The organism is Spirosoma horti, from assembly GCF_054776595.1.
On sequence record NZ_BAAHBQ010000007.1, the window covers coordinates 355,156 to 377,372 of the forward strand.

18 protein-coding genes are annotated in these 22,217 nt (G+C 49.5%); 11 read left to right on the top strand and 7 right to left on the bottom strand.

The annotated features are described in order from the left end of the window. Positions 1-29: 29 nt before the first annotated feature. Both treF and ACYVAM_RS23015 read right to left on the bottom strand, forming a co-directional pair. Entirely contained in the window at positions 30-1,553 is a 1,524-nt protein-coding gene (treF, locus tag ACYVAM_RS23010; RefSeq protein WP_461071439.1) for an alpha,alpha-trehalase TreF, read from the bottom strand. A gap of 98 nt (positions 1,554-1,651) precedes the next feature. After that, positions 1,652-3,241 carry an N-acyl-D-amino-acid deacylase family protein gene (locus ACYVAM_RS23015; RefSeq protein WP_461071441.1) on the bottom strand — a complete coding sequence of 530 codons (1,590 nt, stop codon included), beginning with the start codon at positions 3,239-3,241 and terminating at the stop codon, positions 1,652-1,654. Between the two features lie 359 nt (positions 3,242-3,600). Here ACYVAM_RS23015 and mscL point away from each other — a divergent pair, with 359 nt between their 5' ends. From mscL to ACYVAM_RS23035, 4 genes are all read left to right on the top strand, one after another. Further along, complete coding sequence (gene mscL, locus ACYVAM_RS23020; RefSeq protein WP_461071443.1) at positions 3,601-4,080, top strand: large conductance mechanosensitive channel protein MscL; 480 nt, start codon at positions 3,601-3,603, stop codon at positions 4,078-4,080. A gap of 130 nt (positions 4,081-4,210) precedes the next feature. Then, positions 4,211-6,193, top strand: coding sequence for a M1 family metallopeptidase (locus tag ACYVAM_RS23025; RefSeq protein ID WP_461071444.1), 1,983 nt, complete (start codon positions 4,211-4,213; stop codon positions 6,191-6,193). A 26-nt stretch (positions 6,194-6,219) separates the two neighbouring features. Further along, the gene (locus ACYVAM_RS23030; RefSeq protein WP_461071446.1) at positions 6,220-6,714 is read left to right on the top strand and encodes an NADH-quinone oxidoreductase subunit C; all 495 of its coding nucleotides are present in this window, start codon (positions 6,220-6,222) and stop codon (positions 6,712-6,714) included. Positions 6,715-6,790: 76 nt separating this feature from the next. After that, entirely contained in the window at positions 6,791-8,461 is a 1,671-nt protein-coding gene (locus ACYVAM_RS23035; RefSeq protein WP_461071448.1) for a hypothetical protein, read from the top strand. 15 nt (positions 8,462-8,476) lie between these two features. Here ACYVAM_RS23035 and ACYVAM_RS23040 read toward each other — a convergent pair whose 3' ends face one another. Further along, positions 8,477-9,841, bottom strand: a complete 1,365-nt coding sequence (locus tag ACYVAM_RS23040) for a M28 family peptidase (RefSeq protein WP_461071450.1) — start codon at positions 9,839-9,841, stop codon at positions 8,477-8,479. 92 nt (positions 9,842-9,933) lie between these two features. Next, entirely contained in the window at positions 9,934-11,346 is a 1,413-nt protein-coding gene (gene lpdA / locus ACYVAM_RS23045) for a dihydrolipoyl dehydrogenase (protein WP_461071689.1), read from the bottom strand. Between the two features lie 221 nt (positions 11,347-11,567). On the opposite strand from lpdA, the gene ACYVAM_RS23050 reads away from it, so the two are divergent. Then, on the top strand, positions 11,568-12,137 hold the full coding sequence (locus tag ACYVAM_RS23050) for a hypothetical protein (protein ID WP_461071452.1): 570 nt from the start codon (positions 11,568-11,570) through the stop codon (positions 12,135-12,137). 14 nt (positions 12,138-12,151) lie between these two features. On the opposite strand, the gene ACYVAM_RS23055 is transcribed toward ACYVAM_RS23050, so the two are convergent. Continuing rightward, positions 12,152-14,332 carry an ATP-binding protein gene (locus tag ACYVAM_RS23055; protein WP_461071454.1) on the bottom strand — a complete coding sequence of 727 codons (2,181 nt, stop codon included), beginning with the start codon at positions 14,330-14,332 and terminating at the stop codon, positions 12,152-12,154. A 513-nt stretch (positions 14,333-14,845) separates the two neighbouring features. Between ACYVAM_RS23055 and ACYVAM_RS23060 the strand changes: the two genes are divergently transcribed. From ACYVAM_RS23060 to nth, 3 genes are all read left to right on the top strand, one after another. Next, the gene (locus ACYVAM_RS23060; protein WP_460941295.1) at positions 14,846-15,445 is read left to right on the top strand and encodes an RNA polymerase sigma factor; all 600 of its coding nucleotides are present in this window, start codon (positions 14,846-14,848) and stop codon (positions 15,443-15,445) included. Then, on the top strand, positions 15,420-15,671 hold the full coding sequence (locus ACYVAM_RS23065; RefSeq protein WP_461071456.1) for a hypothetical protein: 252 nt from the start codon (positions 15,420-15,422) through the stop codon (positions 15,669-15,671). Before ACYVAM_RS23060 ends, ACYVAM_RS23065 begins: the two co-directional genes overlap by 26 nt. Positions 15,672-15,759: 88 nt before the next feature. Next, a complete protein-coding gene (gene nth / locus ACYVAM_RS23070) occupies positions 15,760-16,413 on the top strand; it encodes an endonuclease III (RefSeq protein ID WP_461071458.1) in 654 nt (217 codons plus the stop codon). A 104-nt stretch (positions 16,414-16,517) separates the two neighbouring features. Here the strand turns inward: nth and ACYVAM_RS23075 are convergent, their stop codons facing one another. Beyond that, positions 16,518-16,937, bottom strand: a complete 420-nt coding sequence (locus tag ACYVAM_RS23075; protein ID WP_461071460.1) for a nucleoside-diphosphate kinase — start codon at positions 16,935-16,937, stop codon at positions 16,518-16,520. 218 nt (positions 16,938-17,155) lie between these two features. Here ACYVAM_RS23075 and ACYVAM_RS23080 point away from each other — a divergent pair, with 218 nt between their 5' ends. The 3 genes from ACYVAM_RS23080 to rdgB all read left to right on the top strand — a co-directional run bounded on the left by ACYVAM_RS23080 (position 17,156) and on the right by rdgB (position 19,864). Next, positions 17,156-18,172, top strand: a complete 1,017-nt coding sequence (locus ACYVAM_RS23080) for a DHH family phosphoesterase (protein ID WP_461071462.1) — start codon at positions 17,156-17,158, stop codon at positions 18,170-18,172. A gap of 129 nt (positions 18,173-18,301) precedes the next feature. After that, positions 18,302-19,219, top strand: a complete 918-nt coding sequence (locus tag ACYVAM_RS23085; protein ID WP_461071464.1) for an FKBP-type peptidyl-prolyl cis-trans isomerase — start codon at positions 18,302-18,304, stop codon at positions 19,217-19,219. Between the two features lie 66 nt (positions 19,220-19,285). Next, a complete protein-coding gene (rdgB, locus tag ACYVAM_RS23090) occupies positions 19,286-19,864 on the top strand; it encodes an RdgB/HAM1 family non-canonical purine NTP pyrophosphatase (protein ID WP_461071466.1) in 579 nt (192 codons plus the stop codon). An 88-nt stretch (positions 19,865-19,952) separates the two neighbouring features. Here rdgB and ACYVAM_RS23095 read toward each other — a convergent pair whose 3' ends face one another. Then, complete coding sequence (locus ACYVAM_RS23095; RefSeq protein WP_461071468.1) at positions 19,953-22,073, bottom strand: peptidylprolyl isomerase; 2,121 nt, start codon at positions 22,071-22,073, stop codon at positions 19,953-19,955. Between the last annotated feature and the right edge of the window lie 144 nt (positions 22,074-22,217).

Here is a 22,217-nt window from a genome sequence, read left to right on the forward strand (position 1 = left end):
GAATTTGCCACATACATTCGCTCGTTCACTCATTCGCTCGTTCGCTCTTTATCCATCGTCAGATAGACGCCATTCGTCCAGCCGAAGCCGTCCTGGTTAGGGTACTCCCCTCCGCCAGTGGTAAGAGCCGCATGAACGACGTTGTACTTTTCCATCATTTTGCCCGTTACCCGAAATACTTTATCGTTTAAGTTCATCCAGCGGTTTCGGCCTTCGCGCGCCGTTTCCACAAAGCCATAATTGAGTAATGCCTGATAAACAACCCATTGTAAGGGAGCCCAGCCGTTAGGCCAGTCCCATTGCTGGCCTGTCTGATGAAGCGTAGTGACCCAGCCACCCGGCTGCAGAAAGTCAGCTTTGAGCCGTTCGTGAACGCGGGTTGCCTGCTGGGGCGTGGCAAGCTTAAAAAATAAAGGGAACACGCCCGCTAACGTTAGGGCCTCCGTTTGTCGCCCCGTAACAACGTCATAATCATGAAAAAATCCAGTGTCCTCGTTCCAGAATATTTGCTGGATCGCTTGCGCACGCTGGTCGCTCGCTGCGGCCATTTTTTCGGTTACATCTGGTTCGCCGGGTGCCTGATGCAGGGCTGTTTCCAGTGAGTAGAGCAGGCAATTCAGATCGACGGATACGATGTGTGCCGTATGAATACTGGTCATCGTTTTCTGGTCGCTGAACCAGCGGCTGCTAAAATCCCAACCCGATTCGCAGGCCGACCGAATATGCGTATAGAGCTCGGCAGGTACAACCCCAAGTGGTTCGGCGCTCTGCGACAAGTCAACTTCCTGCCGGTAGGCTTCTGGCCGTGGTCGGGGCGTGTCGTCCCAATAGCGATTCAATACATACTGACCGGCTACCTTTGCGACGCGGCTGCATATAGGCGTTTCGTCCGACAGCTTCTCCTGATTTTGCATCCAGAAATCATGTTCACACTGCAGTTGCGGCTTGTACGTCACCCATGCTTCAGGGCCTTCGATATCAGCCAGTAGGCCCACCATCAACGCAAAATAGGGTGGCTGCGACCGGCTCAGAAAATAAGTCCGGTTCCCGTTCGGAATAAAGCCAAACTCATCGATCAGAAACGCAAAATTATCGAGCATGTCCCGAATCAAATCCACCCGCCCGGCTTCTTTTAAGCCAAGCATGGTAAAGTAGGTGTCCCAATAGAAGATTTCGCGAAACCGCCCGCCCGGCACTACGTATGGATGCGGCAGCGATATACGTGAACTGCCAGCGATTGGCGCTCCATCGGCCTGACGAGTGAGGTGATCCCACAGCCGGTTGATGTGCTCAGTCGTACTGATCGACGTATCGCTAATGTACTTATCCGCCACTTTTTCGGGCATCGTAAAGTAAGCATGCACAAACGTACTCAGATCGAAGTCGGGCTGGTTTTTCTGGTTCTCGTATTGAGCAACGACTTCGGCCGGCTCCCGTTTAGGTGTGCAGTCTACAAATGTTTTAGAGTCGGCAAAAACATGACCAAGTTGTACATCACTAAACAAATTGCCGAACAGTTGATCGGGGGGTTCCGGGAATGCTGAATTTACCAAAATGCAAAAAGACGTTTCAGATAGTTTATCGCAAAAGGACTACTTAACCGTTTGGGTTCAATCAGGAGAGAAAAAAGATGTATCCTATATCCCTCTTCTCACTTCACATAACCCGGTCCCATGAGCAACTGGCCTGGACGCTGGCCAGTATGCCGGTTATTTTCGACAACGGGCGTACCATTCACCAACACCCAGGAAATACCCGTCGTGTAGGCATGTGGCTGATTGTAAGTAGCTTTATCGGCAACGGTTTTTTCATCAAACAGAACGATATCGGCGGCATAACCTGGCCGGAGCAATCCCCGATCCGTTAGATTAAACCGCTGGGCGGGCAAAGAGGTCATCCGCCGAATGGCTTCTTCCAGTGGGATAACATGCCGTTCGCGCACATAACGGCCTAACACGCGGGCGTTGGTGCCATAAGCGCGCGGGTGCGGCATGCCCGAGCCCAGTGTAGCCACGCCAGCGTCCGACGCAATCATGGTATTCGGATAGCGCATGATGGTTTCTACGTCCGTCTCCGACATCGTATGGTACACCATTTGTATATTTTGCAGGTTGGTACGCTCCATCAACTCCATAACTAGATCGGCTTCCGTAGCGGCAGAATTCTTACGCCCTAACTTCTGATTGATCGCACTAATGCTCATTCCATTAAAGCTGGAATCCGGTTTGTAGCTGGCAACTACGGCATATTCATAGCTCCTGCGTAGGTTTTTTGCCAGAGCGTCCAGCATCTCAGTCCTGATTTTGGCGCGGGAAACGGGATTCCGAAACCGGACCAGTACGGCCGAATCACCATCGGCCAGTGCCCAGGAAGGAACGATACTCTCCAGCGACGTGCTGGAAGCCGTATAAGGGTATTGGTCAACCGTTACGTCGAGCCCCTCCCGGCGAGCCGCTTCCACGAGTTCGACCGTCTCAGTACTTTTTCCCCAAAGCGGTTTGCTCGCGACTTTAAAATGCGATATTTCAACGGGTATCCTGGCTTCCCGACTGATCAGAATAGCCTCTTCGACCGCTTGTTTGACGCTCTGGCCCTCGTTACGGATGTGCGAAGCGTAGACCCCGCCATAGCGCGAGACCACTTTAGCCAGATTGACCACTTCGGGCGTTCGGGCGTAGGTGCCGGGCGTATAAATCAACCCGGTCGATATACCGACGGCACCATCTTTCATGGCCTGCTCCACCAGACTTTCCATGTCGGCCTGCTCGCGGGCGGTTGGTTCACGAAACGCCATTTTCATGACTTTCATCCGTACCGTATTATGCCCGATCAGCGAACCCAGATTCACCGAAATGCCCTGCATGCGAAGGGTGTCGAAATACGTACGGAGGTTGGTGCTTGATCCCCCGCAGTTACCTGTGATCATAGTGGTTACACCGTCGAAAATAAAATTTGGCGCCCCGGGTTGCACCTCCAGGTCACCTTCCACATGCGTATGAACATCAATAAATCCGGGAGCAACAATAAGTCCGGTCGCATCAATGGTGCGTTTGGCATCGGTTGCCTTGAGGGTGCCGATCCGGGCAATACGGCCATTCTGGACAGCCACGTCGGCATACACCCAGGGATTGCCCGTTCCATCGACGACGCGGCCATTTTTGATAACCAGATCATACGGCTGCGCGTACGTTAGACCAGAAATAAAAAGACATAAGAATAGAGGCAGGAAGCGATCGTGCATTGAGTGTATTGCGAGGTTGTATGAAACGAAAAACCAGGTATCAATGTGGCTGTTTTTAAGCTCAAAACAAAACCGGGCTGCCCTAAGACCGTGAAAACGTTGCAGCAATACGAACCGTCAATCAAACCAAAACGCACCTCCGCACGAACCGACCGAAAGCGCCTGGATACCAGTTAACTGCTGGTAACCGTCCATTTTCGACTGGTTAAGCGAAGCCATGTCTATCCATAAATAAATACGAAAATAGGCTCATTAGTTAGCCCATAGAATAAATAATTTACTAATATCCAACAGCCTATCTATCAGATAACTACCTTTTCATCAAACGTCCATTTTTTAACGAGTAAACACATACACACATGCTTAAGGAATTCAAAGAATTTGCCATGCGTGGCAATGTTATGGATCTGGCAGTTGGGGTGATCATTGGGGCCGCTTTTGGCAAAATCGTTGATTCGGTTGTAAATGACCTGATTATGCCACTGGTGGGCCGGGCCGTTGGCAATGTTGACTTCAGCAATTTGTATATTCCGCTCTCCGAAAAAATTACGGAGGGATTGTCGTTGGCGGACGCCAAAAAGCTGGGGCCCGTTTTCGCTTACGGTAATTTTCTGACCATCCTGATTGATTTTCTCATTCTGGCCTTCATCATTTTCCTGTTTATTCGCAGCATGAATCGCCTGATGCGGGTTAAAGCCGATGTTGAGGAAGTGCCCCTGGCTCCAACCAAGGAGGAAGTTTTACTGACTGAAATCCGGGATGCTTTACGAGCGAACCCACTGGCAGCACGTTCATCCGGCATCAATTCCCTGGAGGTTGGCGACAAACAAATTCCCTGAGGCATTTGTGCTTTCCCGGGCTGGGTGGTTGGGGTATAGCTGAATGACGGGCCCTCCCGATAAACGCTATTCGGTTGCAATCACGCGTGGTTTTTCGGTACTTAGCCACTTGTACCGAATCGCCCCGGCCATGAATCAATTTTTATCCCTGCTTCTGCTGGGTATATCGTTAAGTGGCTTTGCTCAACCTGCAAAGCCTATTTTCTCGTCGCCCCTAAGCCCACGCCTGGCCAATTACCAAATTGACGTGGCGCTGGACCCCGTTTCTAAAAAAATCAAAGGGCAGGAAACGCTGACCTGGCGTAATCCGTCCAACGATGTTATCCGGGAATTACGGTTTCACCTCTACCTGAACGCGTTTCGCAACGAAAAATCAACGTTCATGCGCGAGTCAGGCGGGCAGTTGCGGGGCGATGTCATTGACCGGAATGCGAAGGAAAATCCGTATGGCTCCATCGACATTGTGTCGATGAGTCGGCGCGGTGGCCCGTTGGCAGGCGCATCGGAGCCGCTGGCCTACCAGTTCGTTCAACCCGACGACCAGGCGGCCGGAACTGAAAATAGAGACGACCATACGGTTATCCGGGTGCCATTGAGCAAACCCGTTGGGCCGGGCGAGACCATTGTTCTCGACATTGCGTTTCGGGCCAAGCTGCCGAAAATATTTGCCCGTACGGGTTTCAGCCGGGATTTTTTTCTGATCGGGCAATGGTTTCCAAAGATTGGCGTCTATGAGCCTGCCGGAACGCGTTACGCCAAAGTAGGCCAGTGGAACTGCCATCAGTTTCATGCCCACTCTGAATTTTACGCCGATTATGGAGTGTACGATGTAAAGATTACCACGCCCAAAGACTATTGGGTAAGCGCAACGGGTCTGTACCAGTCCGAAAAACTGCACGCCAACGGCACCAAAACCATTCTGTACCATGCCGAAGATGTCGTTGATTTTGCCTGGACAGCCTCTCCCCATTTTAAGGTCATTGAAGACAAGTGGAAACGCCCCGATGGTGGCTTTGTTAGTCTGGAGCTGGTCATGCAGCCGGAACACGCTCACCAGGCGCAGCGACACCTCGATGCAATTAAAGCAGCCCTGGCCTACTTTGACAAACACCTCGGCAAATACCCATTTCCGAACCTAACCATTGTTGATCCGCCATTCCATGCGCAGGGTTCCTTTGGCATGGAGTACCCCACGTTTATTACCGCTGGCAGCGCCTGGTTTTTACCCGCCGGAGCTCGGTTTCCGGAAGAAGTGACCATTCATGAGTTTGGGCATCAGTACTTCATGCAATTACTGGCAACCAACGAGTTTGAAGAAGCCTGGCTCGACGAGGGCTTCAACCAGTATTATGAGGGCCGGATCATGGACGCTACCTACGGGGCTCGTTCGTCGCAAATCGACTTGTTTGGCTTCGGGATGGGCGATCTGGAAAGTTCGCGGGATAGTTATGTGCATCAGGACAATCCCGCCATTGGATCGTCGTTCGGCAACACCTGGCAATTACCCGAAGGTCAATATAGCGTGCTGACCTACTCCAAAACGGCTACCTGGCTACGGACGCTGGAAGGGCTGGTCAGTCGGCCGGTGATGGACGAAATCATGCAGACGTATTTTAGCCGATGGCAGTTCAAACACCCCGACGGTCAGGACTTCATCGACATCGTGAATGAGATTGTCCCTAAGCGGCTTGGCACGAAATACGGCCCTGATATGAACTGGTTTTTCGATCAGGTTTTGTACGGCGACAAGGTGATCGACTACGAACTTATTTCGTTAAGGAACAGAACGCAAGCCGGCCAAAAACAGAGTGTTATTACGGTGCAACGCAATGGCGACGGGATTATGCCCGTTGATGTGCTGGTGCATTTTGACAATGGCCGTGAGTTAATGCTATTCTGGGATGGCAAGGGTCGTCAGCGCCAGTTCACCATAACCGAAAATGCCAAGGCCATTTGGGCCAATGTCGATCCGAAGCAGAAAATCTACATGGACACCAACCTGAATAACAACAGCTTGACCTTGGCCCCGTCCTCGGCCCCGTCCGCTAAATTTGCGACCAAGTTTCTGTTCTGGATCGAAAACTGGATGCAGTGGCTGGCCTGGCTGGCGTAGTACGACAAGCTATATTTTTAATAATAATGACCTTTTCCGAGCTAACCAACCTTCTTTCGCTACACTTCGGGCCTGATACCGTAGTAGCCAACACCCAGAATCTACAGCCTTACCTCACCGTTCGGGTTGATCAATTAGTCGAAATTTGCCGGTTTCTGCGCGATGATGAGCGACTGTTTTTCGACCTGCTGGCCTGCATTACCGCCATCGACAATGGCGCTCAACTCAACACGATGGAGGTTGTTTACAATGTCACGTCTATTCCCTACGAGCACAATCTGATGCTTAAGGTGGTGGTATCACGCACCACGAGTGGCACAAAACTACCCGTGGTGCCGAGTGTAGCCTCTATCTGGCGAACCGCCGACTGGCACGAACGGGAAGCGTTCGATCTTGTCGGTATTCAGTTTGAAGGCCATCCTGACCTACGCCGAATTCTGCTGCCCACCGATTGGGTTGGCCACCCCCTTCGCACCGATTATCAGGAAGAAGAGCAATACCATGGCATAAAAACGAAATAAGCTGTCGACATTTCAGTGCATTTGTTGACTGTTTTCGGTTTTCGGTTGTTATTGCTTTATCTGTATGCCTAAACCAATGAAAAATCTTTCCCGACCCATTTGTAGTGGATTGCTAAGTACGCTCCTGTTCATTTCGTTTTTAAGCCACGCCCAAACCGACTCCGTTATCGTTACGGGCCGTATTCGCCATTTGTCGGCCCGGCTGTATCGGGAGTCGCCCACGGTTCTGGTGAGCCGCAATAACATCCTGCAAGCCAGCCGCGAGCTGGTTCGTCCGGCTCCCCTGGCCGTCGATGGCACCTTCCGGGTATCGCTTCCGCTGATTTATCCGCAGGAAGAAATGTACTTTAATTACGGGCGCATTTCAACCGCATTTCTGGCTGCTCCCGGCACCCTAACGATTGACCTGGACGCAGACTCGCTGTTCACGGCAGCGGTTCCGTTTCGGTTTGGGGGTGTGAATGCGCAGGTGAACAGCCAGTTTGCCCGCTATAAAGCCTTTGAAGCGTCTTTCTCCGACAAGCCGGATGGCAAAAAACTAACAACACAAATAGCCAGCCTCTCCGGCGAACGAGCATTTGATGTACTAAACAAAGCCTATCAGGCCCCTTTTGTTGCCTTTAATCGGAAAGAAAAAGCGTTTCCACTGGTGGCCCGCTGGATCACAGCCAGCAACCGCTACAATGCCGCGGCCTTTTTGTATGACAAAGCAGCTTATGAAGCCGAAAAAATTCCAGTTTCGTTGACGGATTCGCTCCGGCCAGCCAACGATAACATACTGACCGCAGCTCGCGCGTCGGCCATGAATCGCTTCGCCAGCTACGCCACCCAACGGGTAATGACCGAGTCAACCAATAGCCGGTCGAATGGACTTACCGTGCGCGCCTTATCAATTTTACTGGAACGGTATGGCAAAAACCTGACGGCTGATGAACGCCTTCGGCTTAGTGATTATGCCCTGGCAAACTCGGCCAAATCATCAGACTTGAAATTTTTCGACGGGCTGATTAAGCGAAGTCCCGATACGCTTCAGCGACTGGTCAATTACGAAACGTTGATTCAGCGTAGTATCCGTCAGTTCGACAGTTTGGCAGTGAATTATATTGCTGCTTACTGGTTAGCGACCTCCCTGCCTGGATTAACGCTCAACTTTGCCGAACTGCTGTACGATTATGGTCGTCCGCAGGTCAAGGATCCCGCTCTGGCACAATCACTCGACGAATTGTATCGGCTTGAAGTGAAAGACAGCACCCGGATTCGGGCGGCTATTCAAACGCTGAGAAAAGCAGGCAATACGGCATCTTCGTTAGAAATCTCACCCGGCGTTTTCGTCACAAAATCTACCTCTGGGAACGGTTCTTCCCTTTTTGATCAGGTTGCTAATTCCAATCGGGGGAAAGTAATTTATCTACTTTTCTTCTCGCCCACCGATGAGGCCGGTCGGCAGGCGGCAATTGATGCACAGCGCCTGCGAAACGCCTACAGCTCGCGCGATTTCTCGCTTGTCTATCTGCCCGCACCAGGTACTGATCAATCGTTATGGCCCGAAATTGCCACTCGTTATAATCTCGCAGGCGACCATCTTTTACTAACGGATAACCAATTAATCGACGCCGTTGAGCGGCTCCGTTCTGATAATGACCTCTCAGGAACAGTCATTAATCGAACGGGAAAGATTGTAAAACGAAACGCGCCCTTACCGGACGCGTTCGACGAAGTCAAAAAATTGATTGATAAAAACCTGTAGGCAGTCTGTTTACGTTTACAACCCGTGCTGATCCAGCAAATAGACTAAAGCAGCCATTGAAGCAGCACCGAGTTCAAGCTCCCGCTGGCTAACAGTTTCAAACTTGTCTATCGTTGTGTGGTGATAATCGAAATACCGTTGCGAATCAGGTTTAAACCCAAATAACACCGTTCCCGACTGCGCTAACGGACCAATGTCGGCACCACCGCCACCGGCACCTATTTCCAGAAGGCCGTAGGGTACCAGCAGGGGTTTCCAGGGCATAACCTTGGCCCGTTGATCAGGTGTACCCACAATGCCGAAACCGCGTGGTGTGAACCCTCCGTTGTCGGACTCGACGGCAGCAATGTGTTTTTCATTATTCTTTTTGGCTAAATCAGCATACTGAATACCACCGCGCAATCCGTTCTCTTCGTTCATGAACATAACCGCCCGAATAGTACGCTTTGGCTTAATGCCTAATGCTTTCATAATGCGCAGTACTTCAATAGACTGCACACAGCCCGCGCCATCGTCGTGTGCGCCTTCGGCCAAATCCCAGGAGTCCAGGTGACCACCCACAACAATGATTTCATCGGGTTTCTCGCTGCCCTTGATTTCGCCTACGACATTATAGGACTTGGCATCGGGCAAGGATTCACAATTTTGCTTGAAATAGAATGTCAGACCGGGGTTTTCGGCTAAAGATTTGCTTAATAAATCGGCTCCGTTGGTGCTTATGGCTGCCGTTGGAATCAGGGGAACGCCCATACCATAACGCATGCCACCCACGTGGGGGTTATCGTCGTGTATGTTAGTCATGGAGCGCACAATAGCGCCCACAGCGCCTAACTTCGCAGCTTCGGTAGCACCGTTGGCCCGCTGATCAACCGCTCCACCGTAGGCTTCGAAGGTATTTATTTTGGTTGGGTCCATGGGGCGGTTAAAAAAGACAATTTTGCCCTTTACTTTATCGGGTCCCAACTCCCGCAACTCGGGAAAGCTTTTCACTTCAATAACACTCGCTTCGATACCCTTAGATCCGGTGGCCACAGAACCGCCCAGGGCCGCAATCGGCACCGTTGTTTTCTGTTTCCCAATACGGATAAAGGCTTCTTCTTTAGCGCCCCGGACCCAATATGGCACCATTACATCCTGCAAAAACACCCGGTCGAATCCCTCCTTCTCCATTACCTGCTTCGTCCAGTCGACGGCTTTTTGTGCTCCTGCCGAACCGCTCAGGCGGGGCCCTATCTGCTTTGTCAGGTAGCGCAGCCAGTCGTAGGATTTGCCATTGGCGAGCGCTTCATTATATATTTTTCGGATGGCGACCGAGTCGGCGTTTTGTGCCTGTGCATACCCGACCAGCACAGTAAAGAGTAGTGTAATTGTTTTTTTCATGGTAGGCGGTTGTATTGGTTAAGAGGGCAATATACAGAAAAGCCCGGCCGCTTTCCAGCAGCCGGGCTCGTACATTCTGATAGCAAATAAACCTACATATTGATCGCCCGGTTGTCGGTAGCGGCCAGACAAGCCTCTTTGAAGGCTTCGGTGTAGGTCGGGTGCGCATGCGACATGCGCGATACGTCTTCGGCAGAGGCCCGGAATTCCATGGCAACAACTGCTTCGGCAATCATATCGGCCGTACGGGCACCGATCATGTGAACGCCCAGAATCTCGTCGGTTTCTTTATGGGCCAGTACTTTTACCAACCCATCCACGTCCATGCTCGCGCGGGCACGACCCAGCGCCTTGAACGGGAACGAACCGACTTTATATGGAATGCCTTCCTGCTTCACTTCCTCTTCGGTGTAGCCTACCGAGGCTACTTCCGGCCAGGTATAGACCACACCCGGAATCAGCCGGTAGTGAATATGGGGCTTTTGACCAACGATGGTTTCGGCAATGAAGGTGCCTTCCTCTTCGGCTTTGTGCGCCAGCATAGCACCCCGAATAACATCGCCAAGGGCATAGATGTGCGGAACGCTGGTACGCAGGTAATTGTCTACTTCAACTTTTCCCCGAGCATCGGTCTTCAGGCCAGCCGCTTCCAGGTTCAGCCCATCAGTATAAGGACGACGACCAACCGAAACCAGGCAATAGTCGCCGGTGAGGGTGATTTGCTCACCCTTAGGCGTGTCAACGCTGACAACGACTTCATCACCCGTGTTCTCAACTTTAGTCACTTTATGACTGAAATAGAAATCGGCACCGAGTTTTTTGATGGACTTCTGAAGTTCTTTGCCCATCGTTTTATCCATCGTCGGAATCATTGAATCGGCAAACTCCACAAACGACACTTTCGAGCCGAGCCGGGCGTATACCGAGCCGAGTTCCGCGCCAATAACACCCGCTCCAATCACAATTAAGTGCTTTGGAATTTCAGGAAGATTGAGCGCTTCGGTGGAGGTAATTACCCGCTTCTTATCAATGGGCATCGAGGGAAACGACATCGGCTTGGAGCCCGTTGCAATCACAATGTTTTTGCCTTTGATAACCTGCTCAGAACCATCTTCCTTGGTAATTTTGATGGTATGCGGATCGACAAAGGAGCCAAAACCATGCAGCTCATCGATCTTGTTTTTCTTCATCAGAAAGGTAATTCCTTTCGTTGTCTGATCGACCACACTTGTTTTGCGGGCAATCATCTGAGCCAGATCGACCTGCAGGTCAGCCAGTTTAATGCCATGCTCAGCAAACGTGTGGGCGGCATTGTAGTAATGCTCCGACGAGTCGAGCAGCGCTTTCGATGGAATGCAGCCTACGTTAAGACAGGTGCCACCAAGCGACTGGTATTTTTCGATAATGGCCGTTTTTAGTCCGAGTTGGGCACAGCGAATCGCGCCGGTATAACCACCCGGCCCCGAACCAATGAAAATCACATCGTATTCCATGAATGAAATTATTTTTTTGATGTTTGTGGCTTGAGGTTTGTTGTTAGCTCACAAGTAAATCCATTGCCTGTTTGGCAACCGAAAACCTCAAACTACAAACATCAACCTGTTTACTAAGAAAGCATTCTGACTGCAAATTTGGTTCAGAATTTGATTACCCAAACCGATTTGTTAAAAATCGTGTTGGTTCTCTTGTAAGCCTCTCTTCATCAAAGGCTGTTTTGTCCTGATTTATGCGTTTCATTTATCCCGTTCTTCTCTTATCCACACTGTTAATCAGTAGTTGCAACGATCCTGCCCAGCAAACGCAACCGAACGTTTATTACGACGTGCTGAGCTACGTGAAAGGCCAGATTACCGACTTGTCGGCCCGAAAACCGCTCATCCGCAAGACGGTTGCCATCAATGAAAAACGAAACCAACAAACGACCAGTGCTATCAGTTGGACTCGCGAACTGGAGTTATTTACGCAGGCCGATATTAACAAGCCCGCTCTCCGAAGCAGCTACCAGATCACTCGACCCGACTCGCTAACGTATCAGTATACCCTGAAAAATTCGGAAGAGCGGTTGACTGTTCGGTCACTCACGGTGCGACTTGATTCTGCTACCCATAAACCAAGCCGAATTGAGGCCGTTTTGCAGACCAAAAACCCGCTTTATTCTTCCGAGCGCCGTTTGTTACTCGACAGCGGGCCTAGTGTCGGTAAAGACTGGGGTATCCGACATTATACCGTGTCGGGTTTCCAGAAACTACCTTATTTCGACAAAAATGAATTTCTGGTTGACGGGCAGGTGCAATAACGATTAGCCGTTGGTCAGGCTATAGCCAGATTTGGGGCAACAGGCAGAATAAAAATAAACGTGGTGCCCTCACCTTTACTGGAGTGAATCTCGTAGCGACCCTGAATAAGATCCATACGAGCCTGAATATTATGAAGGCCCATGCCCGTGGCATCGGTCGGATCCATACCACAACCGTTATCCTTGACGATCATATTCAGTTCATTATTGAAACGCCGGAACAGAATATCGGCCTCCGTAGCTTCCGAGTGCCGAAGGATATTACTGCAAAGTTCGATGCAAATCGAATAAAGGTTAAACTCAGCCGTTTTGCCTAAGCGCGGCAATTCATCATTATCTAACCGAAACGTTATTTTCTGGGTCAGATTAAGCTTGGTAACCAACCGTATCAGAGCCTCCGACAAGCCTTGCTTTTCTAGTTCGTCGGGTTGCAGGTTATGCGACAGGTACCGAATTTCGGCAAAAGCCTCTTTGGTCATGTTCAGCAGATTGTAATAAATCTTCTGCTCCCCTTCGGCCATATGTGCCGGGTTGAGGGCCGACATGCTGGTTTTGATAGCGGCCAGTAAACCACCCAAACTATCGTGCAGATCGGCAGCCATACGCTTTCGTTCGAGCGTTTGCCCACGCAGAAGGGCTTCTTCAATTTCCCGATTTTTGGCCCGCAACTGGTCGTTGGCTAGTTTCAACTCAACCGTCCGGGCAAATACTTTATCTTCCAGATCTCTATTCAAGCCTTCGATCTCCCGCTTCTGGCGATTGATCAGCCGATTTTTCCGATAATAAACCATGACAAAGCCAAGCAGCATGGCTAATCCGCCCACCATAACGACCCGCATCAGATTGGCCTGCTGAATATCATGACTCAGCTTATCAATATGTGCCCGATTCTCCAAGCGGCTTTTCTGCGATTCTGCGCGAATCCGTTCCGTTTCTATCCGCTGCCGAAGCTGGCTTACCCGGGTTTCTCCAGCCAATTGTTCGCGTTCCGCTTCTGCCCGTAGCCGGGCGATTTCTGATTGTCGGCGAACATTTAGTAGCTGCTGTTGCTGAATAACCCGTTCTTTGTCGGCAGCAAGACGAATCTGATTGATGTCATACTTCTTTTGCACGGTCGATAGTTCCTCTACCCGCTTCAGATTGGTCAGACTATCGCGAAGCATACTATATTCTTCGTACATGGCGAGTGCCTGAGCGGGTTGATTGGCCAATCGGTAAGCCTGGTACAACGACTGAGTCGCCATCTGCCGTATCCGGATAAAGCCCATCTCGCGGGCAACAGCAACGGCTTTTTCGCCAAACTCAATAGCCAGCTCTGGTTTGTTGGTTAACGTATATCCCTCCGACAGCCGTGCCCACACAGCCGCTTGCCCTCCCCGATCCCTAAGCTGAGTCCAAACAGCCAGTGCATCATTAAAATAGTTGATAGCCTCCAGAGGTTGATGCCGACTGAGGAAAAAGTCGCCCAACCGTTCGTTTGTGTAAGCCACATTTAACTGTGAGCGTGCCTCCAGAGCAATCGTCAAACTGGTTTCGAACTGATGGCGTGCCAGTTCGTACTGGCCGCGAATTTCATAGACCTCACCTAGCTGAGTAATGGCCTGGCTGATGAGTAATTTCCTATTTTTGGGGGTCAACGATGTATTGTATCCCAGCAAAGTTTGTGAAAGCTGGTAGCTTCGCAATGCATTATCATATTCTTTCAACAACAGATAAATATCGCCCATATTCATCTGAACCTGCCATCTCGGGGAGCTTTCGCGGGGTAGCTTTATACACAACTCAGAAGCCCGCTGATTAATGCGCAGTGCCTGGGGGAAATCGCCTTTAATCGTTCGAATGTAATGTTCCTGCAACATCATGGCCCGTACCATATAAAGCGTATTTCGGTAATGCCGCGCCTGTTCTTCTAACTGCCTGGCATATAAGAAGCTGCTATCACGCTGTGTGCCCCGCATTTGCTTAAACACCAATGCCATAAACCGTAATCCTTCCAGACGTAACGTATCGTTCGGCAAGGTTCGGGGCAGCCCGCTGGCGATCTGCCGATGCGTTCGGCCCAGAGAAAGTAAACTATCCATGTAAACGGCGTCGCCCCGCCGGTCGAAGTTTAATGCCGGCAGTTTAGGACACACTTGTCCAAAGCAGGTCGTATACCAGCCAAGCAATAGGATTCCAGGCCAACGTGACTTCATAGGGCATATATCAGCTTATGGAGCAGCTGACAGGAACTCTAAAGTAAGTATTTACTACAGTAAATCAATGGGTTGCTTAAAAAATGTCACCTCATTCATGGATGATCGACCGCAGACTCGTAAATTTACAAGGAAGTGAGTTTACGGGTGGCTTGGGCTACGCTAAGCTCTGAAAGCGTTTGGTGACTTATTAAAAAATAAGCTAAAAATTTTAATTTTATTTTAAACGATTCACCTTCTAATTGAATCTATAAAAAACTATCAAACGTAAGTACAATTAATTCTCTGAATAAGCTATATTTGGTAGTAGGAGTACGATTCAGTGCCTTTCTTGAAGAAAAAATAAGTTTTTCGTAGAAAAGCTACCGTTTGGCAGATTTTTTGCAACATTTATTTGCAGTTGAGCCTATTTTTTTCTTACTTTTAAGGCTGGAAAAATAAAAATCCTCAAAAACTTAACACACTATACACTATCGAAACACTGCTCTACGTTACCTAATTGTCTTACTGAAAATGGAAAAAGCCCAGGTAAACGACAGTGAGTTGATTTCCCTGTACATCCGTGGTAATGAAAAAGCCTTTGCTAAATTAGTGCAACGGCACAAATCGAAGATTTACACAACAATTTACCTGATCGTTAAAGATCAGTACATTGCAGAAGACTTAATGCAGGACACGTTTATCAAAGCGGTGGACACCATTAAGTCGGGTAGATACAACGAGGAGGGAAAATTTCTACCCTGGATTATTCGAATTGCTCACAACTTGGCCATTGACTATTTCCGAAAAGATAAACGCTACCCTAGTGTGGTGTTTGAAGACGGAAGCAGTGTTTTCAATACGCTTGAGTTTGCGGAGGATTCAGTTGAATCACTCCAGATTCGACAGGAAACACACGAGCATTTGCGCGAACTGATTCAGCGATTGCCGGAACAACAGCGTCAGGTGCTTATCATGCGGCACTACGAGGAAATGAGTTTCCAAGAGATTGCCGATGCAACCGGCGTCAGCATCAACACGGCTTTGGGGCGTATGCGTTATGCGTTAATTAATTTGCGCAAACAACTAAGCAAACGTTCGCCGAGTTATGATAAAAACATTTACCCAAGATGATGTGATCCGGTATGTCTATGAGGAGACCTCGCCAGAGGAAAATCTGCTCATTGAAGACTCCCTAATGACGGAACCGGAATTGATGACGTTCTTTCTCGAAGCCCTCGAACTGCGGGCTTTGATGAACAAAATCGAACGTGAACCCCGCCGAAATACGGTTCAGTCAATCCTTAATTATTCTAAAAACCATCCGGCCAACCCAACTGCGCGCTTACAACAAACGTAGCGAATAATTGGATTGGCCGGTTCTAGTGTCTTGGGCTTTGTCTGGGTATCCGTTGGGTGCTCAGACAAAGCCTAGGACACGTATTACCATGCAAAAGAAAGAACGGTTCCGGCGCTTTATCGAGTACTTCACGGAGCATTACCCGAAGCCTAAAACAGAGTTGAATTTTGGCAACCCATATGAGTTGCTGGTAGCCGTTATCTTGTCGGCCCAATGCACAGACAAGCGAATTAACCAGATTTCGCCTGCCCTATTTGCCCGGTTCCCGGAAGCAGAATCGCTGGCAGCAGCCTCGTCCGACGAAGTCTTCACCTACATTCGTAGTGTGTCCTACCCAAACAATAAAGCCAAACATCTGGTCGGAATGGCCAGGACGTTGATGGAAAAATTTGGGGGAGAAATTCCGGCAACAGTAGAAGAATTGCAGACACTGCCGGGCGTAGGCCGCAAAACGGCGCATGTGATTCTATCGGTGGTTTATAATGAGCCGACAATGGCAGTCGATACCCACGTTTTCCGGGTATCGCATCGGCTTGGGCTAGCTCCGTTAACGGCCACTACGCCCCTGGCGGTGGAGAAAGCACTCATGGCACACATCCCTAAACAATACGTCCCGAAAGCGCACCACTGGCTCATTCTGCACGGTCGTTATATATGCCTTGCCCGAACCCCCAAGTGCGAAGTTTGTGCATTGCGGGAGTTTTGTAAATACTATGAGAAATTAAAACCGGGATTTTTCTGATTTTACAACCTGGGTATGATTTCATGATCGCTTTTTTGCGAAAGTGAAATCATACCTAGTCCATATGGTCAGAAAAAACCCGTTGACCGCTCTTGCGATTCAGGTTAATACTGCTCTGTTCCTGCGAAGAAGAAGCTGCCCTCTATGGCTGCATTTTCATCAGAATCGGAACCATGAATGGCGTTGGCTTCAATCGATTTAGCGTACAGTTTACGAATCGTACCTTCTTCGGCCTGGGCTGGATTGGTGGCGCCAATCAATTTGCGAAAATCAGCAACCGCATTTTCTTTCTCCAGAATCATTGGGACGATCGCACCCGAAGACATGTATGTGCGCAAGTCATTATAGAACGGCCGTTCGCTATGCACAGCATAGAACTGACCCGCCCGCTCAGTAGTTAATTGCGTTTTTTTAATTGCTACGATCCGGAAGCCCGCTTCTTCAATCAGTTTAATAATTGCTCCCGTATGCCCAGCCTCTACAGCATCAGGCTTGATCATAGTGAATGTTTGGTTCGTTGCCATTTTAAATGTTTATATCCAAATTTTATTTCCCTTCGCGGGTTGTCTGCAAATGTAAGGCTTTACCCGATAAATGCCACGTTGTCTCCGTCACAAGCCCATTTGTAGGGAGAGCCCCAGGCGCTTAGGCGCAAAGTTATTGGCAACGATCGCTAAATCGTCAATCGGAATTAGTATTATTCGTACTTTTGGGTTTCGATTATGGCCAAGGCCATTTCTATATGCAAGACATTGAAGCAATTGGTGCAGTTATCGGGCAAGCCCAGACCGTACTGATTACGACTCACCAGAATCCCGATGCCGATGCGATGGGGTCATCGCTGGGGCTGGCGGGCTACCTTCGCAAAAAAGGCCACCACGTAACGGTTATTACACCAACCGATTATTCTCAGAACCTTCATTGGATGGCGGGTAATGACGACGTCATTGCGTTCGATGAAAAACTACGCGTTCCGGTTAGCCAACTTATTGCCGACGCTGACGTTATCTTTTGTCTTGATTTTTCGAGCCTCGACCGTATTCGCGAATTAGCACCACTCGTTCGCCAGTCGCGGGCCCGTAAAATTCTGATCGATCATCACCTGGAACCGGAGTCCTTTGCCGACATCGCCCTCTGGGACCCAACGGCGGCTGCTACCGCTGAATTAGTTTTTCAGCTGATTGTGACGCTGGGCGATAAAGACTTGATCGATATTCCCATTGCTGAGTGCTTGTATTCGGGCCTGATGACGGATACCGGATCGTTTCGGCATCCGAATACAACGGGCAACGTTCACCGCATGGCGGCCGAATTGGTAGATCTGAAGATTGATGTGAGCAGCATTCACCGGCGTATCTTCGATAACGTAACCATTGACAAGTTTCGCTTGCTGGGGTACGTCTTAAACGAAAAACTGCGGGTATTACCAGAATACAAGTTCGCCTACATTACCCTCACCGACGCTGAACTGAAGCGATACCGGTCTAAAACGGGCGATACGGAAGGCATGGTCAATTATGCACTGGCCGTAGAAGGCGTAGTGATGGCGGCTATTTTAATCGATCGAAATGACGAGATACGTATCTCGTTTCGTTCTATAGGTAATTTTTCTGTACGTGACCTGGCCAATAAGTATTTTGATGGTGGCGGTCACCGCAATGCCTCCGGTGGACGGTCTAAGCTGTCTCTAGCAGAAACAGAACAAAAACTGTTAAGCATTTTGCCGGAATATCAGCAGTTGCTGCTGGAAACAGTGTAGAAACATTACGGTGTTCGGCTTATAGTTTACGGTAGTAAGCCGATGTAGTCCGAGTATGATTACCGTAAATTCCAGCGGGGAACCGCCAGTACCGTAAACGCATTCTAAGTATAAACCAAGTAATCTCTCATGTCTCTTAAAAATTTCGGGAAAGCCGCCCTACTTGTCGCTGTTGTTGCGGCCTGCGGTAAAAACCGCCAACAGGTGACGGAAAACGGCCTGAAGTACACAATTCACGAACAAACCGAAGGAAGCCGGAAAGGTAAAGTTGGCGATATTCTCACGCTCCATCTTACCCTGATGAATAACAAGGATTCCGTTCTGCGCGATACCCATAAAGAAGGCGTTCCCTTCCAGATGTTGCTCCAGGTACCTCCTTTCAAGGGCTCTTATGAAGAAGGGCTAACGATGCTTGGCAAAGGGGACAGTGCCACCTTCTATGTAAGCGCTGATTCACTCTTCACACGCGCCATGCAACCGCTGCCTCCGGGTGTGCAGAAAGGTACCGACATTGGTATCGCCGTAAAGCTTTTGAATGTACAAACGGAAGATGAGTACAAAAAAGCCCAGGCTATCGATATGGAAAAACAAAAGGGTATCGATGCCAAGGTTATTGAAAATTACCTCGCCAAAAATGGTTTGGCGGGCAAAGCGCAGAAGACCGAGTCAGGAGTGTATTATGTTGTAACACAACCCGGTACAGGCCCGACTCCCAACAAAGGGGATGTAGTGCAGGTGCATTATACAGGAAAGCTGTTAGATGGCAAGGTGTTCGATAGCTCACGGACAAACCCCCAGGCAGGCGGCAAACCAGCGCAATTTCAGATTGGCGTTGGCATGGTTATTCCAGGCTGGGAAGAGGGCGTAAGCAAGATGCATAAAGGCGAGAAAGCAACGCTGATCATCCCCTCGACACTGGCTTATGGCCCACGTGGAAATCAGGGTATCGCCCCAAACTCTGTTCTGTTGTTCGACATTGACCTGATCGATATTCAGAAAGGACAACCGGGTCAGGGACAACCAGGCATGCCACAGCCAGGCCGGTAAACCAGTACGCTAATTTTAGCAAAAGCCGTTTGCAGTTACGACTGTAAACGGCTTTTTTTGTTGCCTATGGAACTATGCTTTGCCACGAACAACGAACATAAATTAGCGGAAGTCGCTGCCAGACTCGGTGATGCTTTTACGCTAAAAACACTACTAGACATTGGTTGCACGGATGAGCTACCTGAAACCTCGGGAACCATTCCGGGCAACTCCCGCCAAAAAGCCGACTATGTCTGGACACACTTTGGCGTCTCCTGTTTTGCGGATGATTCTGGTCTGGAGGTCGATGCCTTACAGGGTGAGCCGGGCGTCGATTCGGCCCATTATTCAGGGAGTCGAAACCATAAACAAAACATTCGGAAACTACTGAACAAGCTGGCTAATGAACACAACCGGAAAGCTCGCTTCCTTACGGTTTTTACACTCGTGCTACATGGGGTCGAACACCAGTTCGAAGGCATCGTTAATGGCCAAATCATGGAAGAACCACGGGGAACGGGTGGGTTTGGCTACGATCCTGTTTTTCTGCCAGATGGACACGACCGTACGTTTGCTGAAATGACAATGGATGAGAAAGGCCTCATTAGTCATCGAGCGCAAGCGCTGGCTAAAATGATTGCCTATTTGAAAGAGCAGGTAAAGTAGCGAGGACCCAACGTCCATGCTATAAAAGAAAATGCCCCCGTCTACCATAGACGGGGGCATTTTCTTGAACTTATACGATGAATGAAGGCTAATAGAACTTAGCCCGGCGATCTTCAACTTTAGCGGCTTCTTTGATGGCTTCATTGATGTAGAAACCAATTCGCGATGTATTGTTCTGCTGAATCTGTGTTTTATACATCGTGTAATCAGCAATGGCCGGAGCGGGTGTCTGAGCTATTGTTTCCATAACTAACACCCCTCCTTCACCAGCAAATGGCTTGGAGTGCTTACCTGGCTTCTGTCCAAACGCTTTACCTAACGCTACAGGATCAACGCCGGCACTACGAAGGAAGCCCGTTGCCAGGTTCACATCATCAACAACTTCGACCAGAGCACCAGCGCCGAATTTCTGCGCAATACTTTCCAGTGTACCACTGGTGTTACCCAGTTTAGCAATGATCTGCTCCCCTTTCAGTTCGTTACGAACTTTAGCGGTCAACTCATTCCGGTAATCATTGACTTCGACTTTGTCTTTGGACGTTTTGTTGGTCAGTACGGCGATGACATATTGATCGCCCACTTCGAACGGTTCAGAAACAGCGTTGATATCTGTTTTGTCATTGAAGGCCCATCGAACTATTTGCCGGACTTCTGATCCCGTCAACGCGTTGATTTGGTTAGCGCCTTCCGGAATACGATCAGCCGTTGCAACAACCAGCGATTTATCTTCTTTCACTTTAGCGTCAAATGCTTCTTTCGTATTCACATCTGATGCAAACTGATCGGCTTTACGCAGCGCTTCGTCCCGGGTGGTTTGGCTTGGCGTAATTGATTTACCGATAGCCGCAATGCGATAGAGTACGTTAGTCTTGGGTTGCGTAACCTTGATGATGTGGTAACCGAATTCGGTTTCGACCAGACGAGGAATCAGCCCCGCCGATGTAGCCCCAAAAACGGCCGTTTCGAAAGGCTTCACCATTTGACCATTATTTTTAAAATAACCCAGGTCGCCACCAACCGAACGCGAGCCATCGTCGCTATTGGTTTGCGCTAATGCTTCAAAGCTTGCCCCGCCCTGAATCTGCTTCAGAATACCTTCAGCCCGGCGACGGGCATCGGCTTTAGCTGAATCGGCAAGGCCTTTGGTTTGAATCAGAATATGGCTGGCACGAGCCGTAAAGTTGGTGTCTTTCTTGGTTCCACTGTATTTGTAAATGAAATACGTGTTTCCCTCCCGGAAAGGACCATAAATACCGCCAGGCGAGAATGTAGGAATGGCCGCCCGGAGTTGCTCTGGCATTTCGCCAGCCGTCAGGTAAAGCGGTACCCGAACGTCGCTGTTTTGCTGGGCAAAGGTTGAATCGTTTGTAGCAGCTCCCAGGCCACGAGCCAGCGATTTGATCTGGCTATAGAGCGCTGCACTATCTTCTTTGGATGGAGCGACCGAGAAGGTCACATACTGAAGTGAACGGCTATCTGTGCCGGGATATTCATCTTTGTGCTTCGAGAGGTAATCCTGCAACTGCGCATCCGTTACTTTTACAGTCGTATCATTAATTGTGTAATACGGCACGAACAGCATTTTCACATTTGCCTTCGAATTCTGAGCCTGGTATTCTTTCTGTGCTTCGGCCGTGGTGGCAAAAACCGATAGGCGCATGAGGCCTTCGTATTTGTCCCGAAGCCGGTTGGAGGCCAGATTCTTTTCAAAACTAGCCCAGGCTGCCTGCTGTTGAGGAGGCAGGTTTTTTAACCCCTTGAGATAGCTGATAATTGAGCTTTTGTCGAAAACGCCCGTCTGCGGATTCGTAAACGCCTGACGAACGGCTGGGCTGATATTGTTGCCCTGTACCATATCGACAAGTTCTTCCGACGAAACCGTAAGGCCCAGTTTATCGAACTCTTTCTGGTAGGCAATGTCAAACAGCATCTGGTTCCAGGCTTGCTCCCGAATCTGGGCTAAATCCTGATCGACGGGTGGCCGTCCGGATTGTTGCTCAAACTGTGCCCGAAGTTCATCTACTTTGGCGTTGAACTCTTGATAATCAATGGATTGACCCGCAATCTCACCAACTTCCTGCTGGTTTCCCCCGAACAGCAAGCTACGGCCGCCCAGCAAATCACCACCTACAATGAACAGGATCAAACTGACGGCAATGATACCGACAGCCAGCCCCGAACGTTCTCTGATCTTATTAATGACAGACATTTCGCTTTTAACAGTCAATTTAGCCCGCAAAATAACAATTTTCCCCGTTGGAATACAAGCGCTACCTGCATATCTATCCTCAAAACTGAGGAAAAGGCTCTACAGTGTTTATAAACAAAAAAAGTGCCGACTTTTAAAAAAGTC

Excerpts from the sequence above, each read along its gene's own strand:
- ACYVAM_RS23015 (WP_461071441.1), bottom strand. The coding sequence starts at position 3,241 with ATGCACGATCGCTTCCTGCCTCTATTCTTATGTCTTTTTATTTCTGGT.
- mscL (WP_461071443.1), top strand. The coding sequence starts at position 3,601 with ATGCTTAAGGAATTCAAAGAATTTGCCATGCGTGGCAATGTTATGGAT.
- ACYVAM_RS23025 (WP_461071444.1), top strand. The coding sequence starts at position 4,211 with ATGAATCAATTTTTATCCCTGCTTCTGCTGGGTATATCGTTAAGTGGC.
- ACYVAM_RS23030 (WP_461071446.1), top strand. The coding sequence starts at position 6,220 with ATGACCTTTTCCGAGCTAACCAACCTTCTTTCGCTACACTTCGGGCCT.
- ACYVAM_RS23035 (WP_461071448.1), top strand. The coding sequence starts at position 6,791 with ATGAAAAATCTTTCCCGACCCATTTGTAGTGGATTGCTAAGTACGCTC.
- ACYVAM_RS23040 (WP_461071450.1), bottom strand. The coding sequence starts at position 9,841 with ATGAAAAAAACAATTACACTACTCTTTACTGTGCTGGTCGGGTATGCA.
- ACYVAM_RS23050 (WP_461071452.1), top strand. The coding sequence starts at position 11,568 with ATGCGTTTCATTTATCCCGTTCTTCTCTTATCCACACTGTTAATCAGT.
- ACYVAM_RS23055 (WP_461071454.1), bottom strand. The coding sequence starts at position 14,332 with ATGAAGTCACGTTGGCCTGGAATCCTATTGCTTGGCTGGTATACGACC.
- ACYVAM_RS23060 (WP_460941295.1), top strand. The coding sequence starts at position 14,846 with ATGGAAAAAGCCCAGGTAAACGACAGTGAGTTGATTTCCCTGTACATC.
- ACYVAM_RS23065 (WP_461071456.1), top strand. The coding sequence starts at position 15,420 with ATGATAAAAACATTTACCCAAGATGATGTGATCCGGTATGTCTATGAG.
- nth (WP_461071458.1), top strand. The coding sequence starts at position 15,760 with ATGCAAAAGAAAGAACGGTTCCGGCGCTTTATCGAGTACTTCACGGAG.
- ACYVAM_RS23075 (WP_461071460.1), bottom strand. The coding sequence starts at position 16,937 with ATGGCAACGAACCAAACATTCACTATGATCAAGCCTGATGCTGTAGAG.
- ACYVAM_RS23080 (WP_461071462.1), top strand. The coding sequence starts at position 17,156 with ATGCAAGACATTGAAGCAATTGGTGCAGTTATCGGGCAAGCCCAGACC.
- ACYVAM_RS23085 (WP_461071464.1), top strand. The coding sequence starts at position 18,302 with ATGTCTCTTAAAAATTTCGGGAAAGCCGCCCTACTTGTCGCTGTTGTT.
- rdgB (WP_461071466.1), top strand. The coding sequence starts at position 19,286 with ATGGAACTATGCTTTGCCACGAACAACGAACATAAATTAGCGGAAGTC.
- ACYVAM_RS23095 (WP_461071468.1), bottom strand. The coding sequence starts at position 22,073 with ATGTCTGTCATTAATAAGATCAGAGAACGTTCGGGGCTGGCTGTCGGT.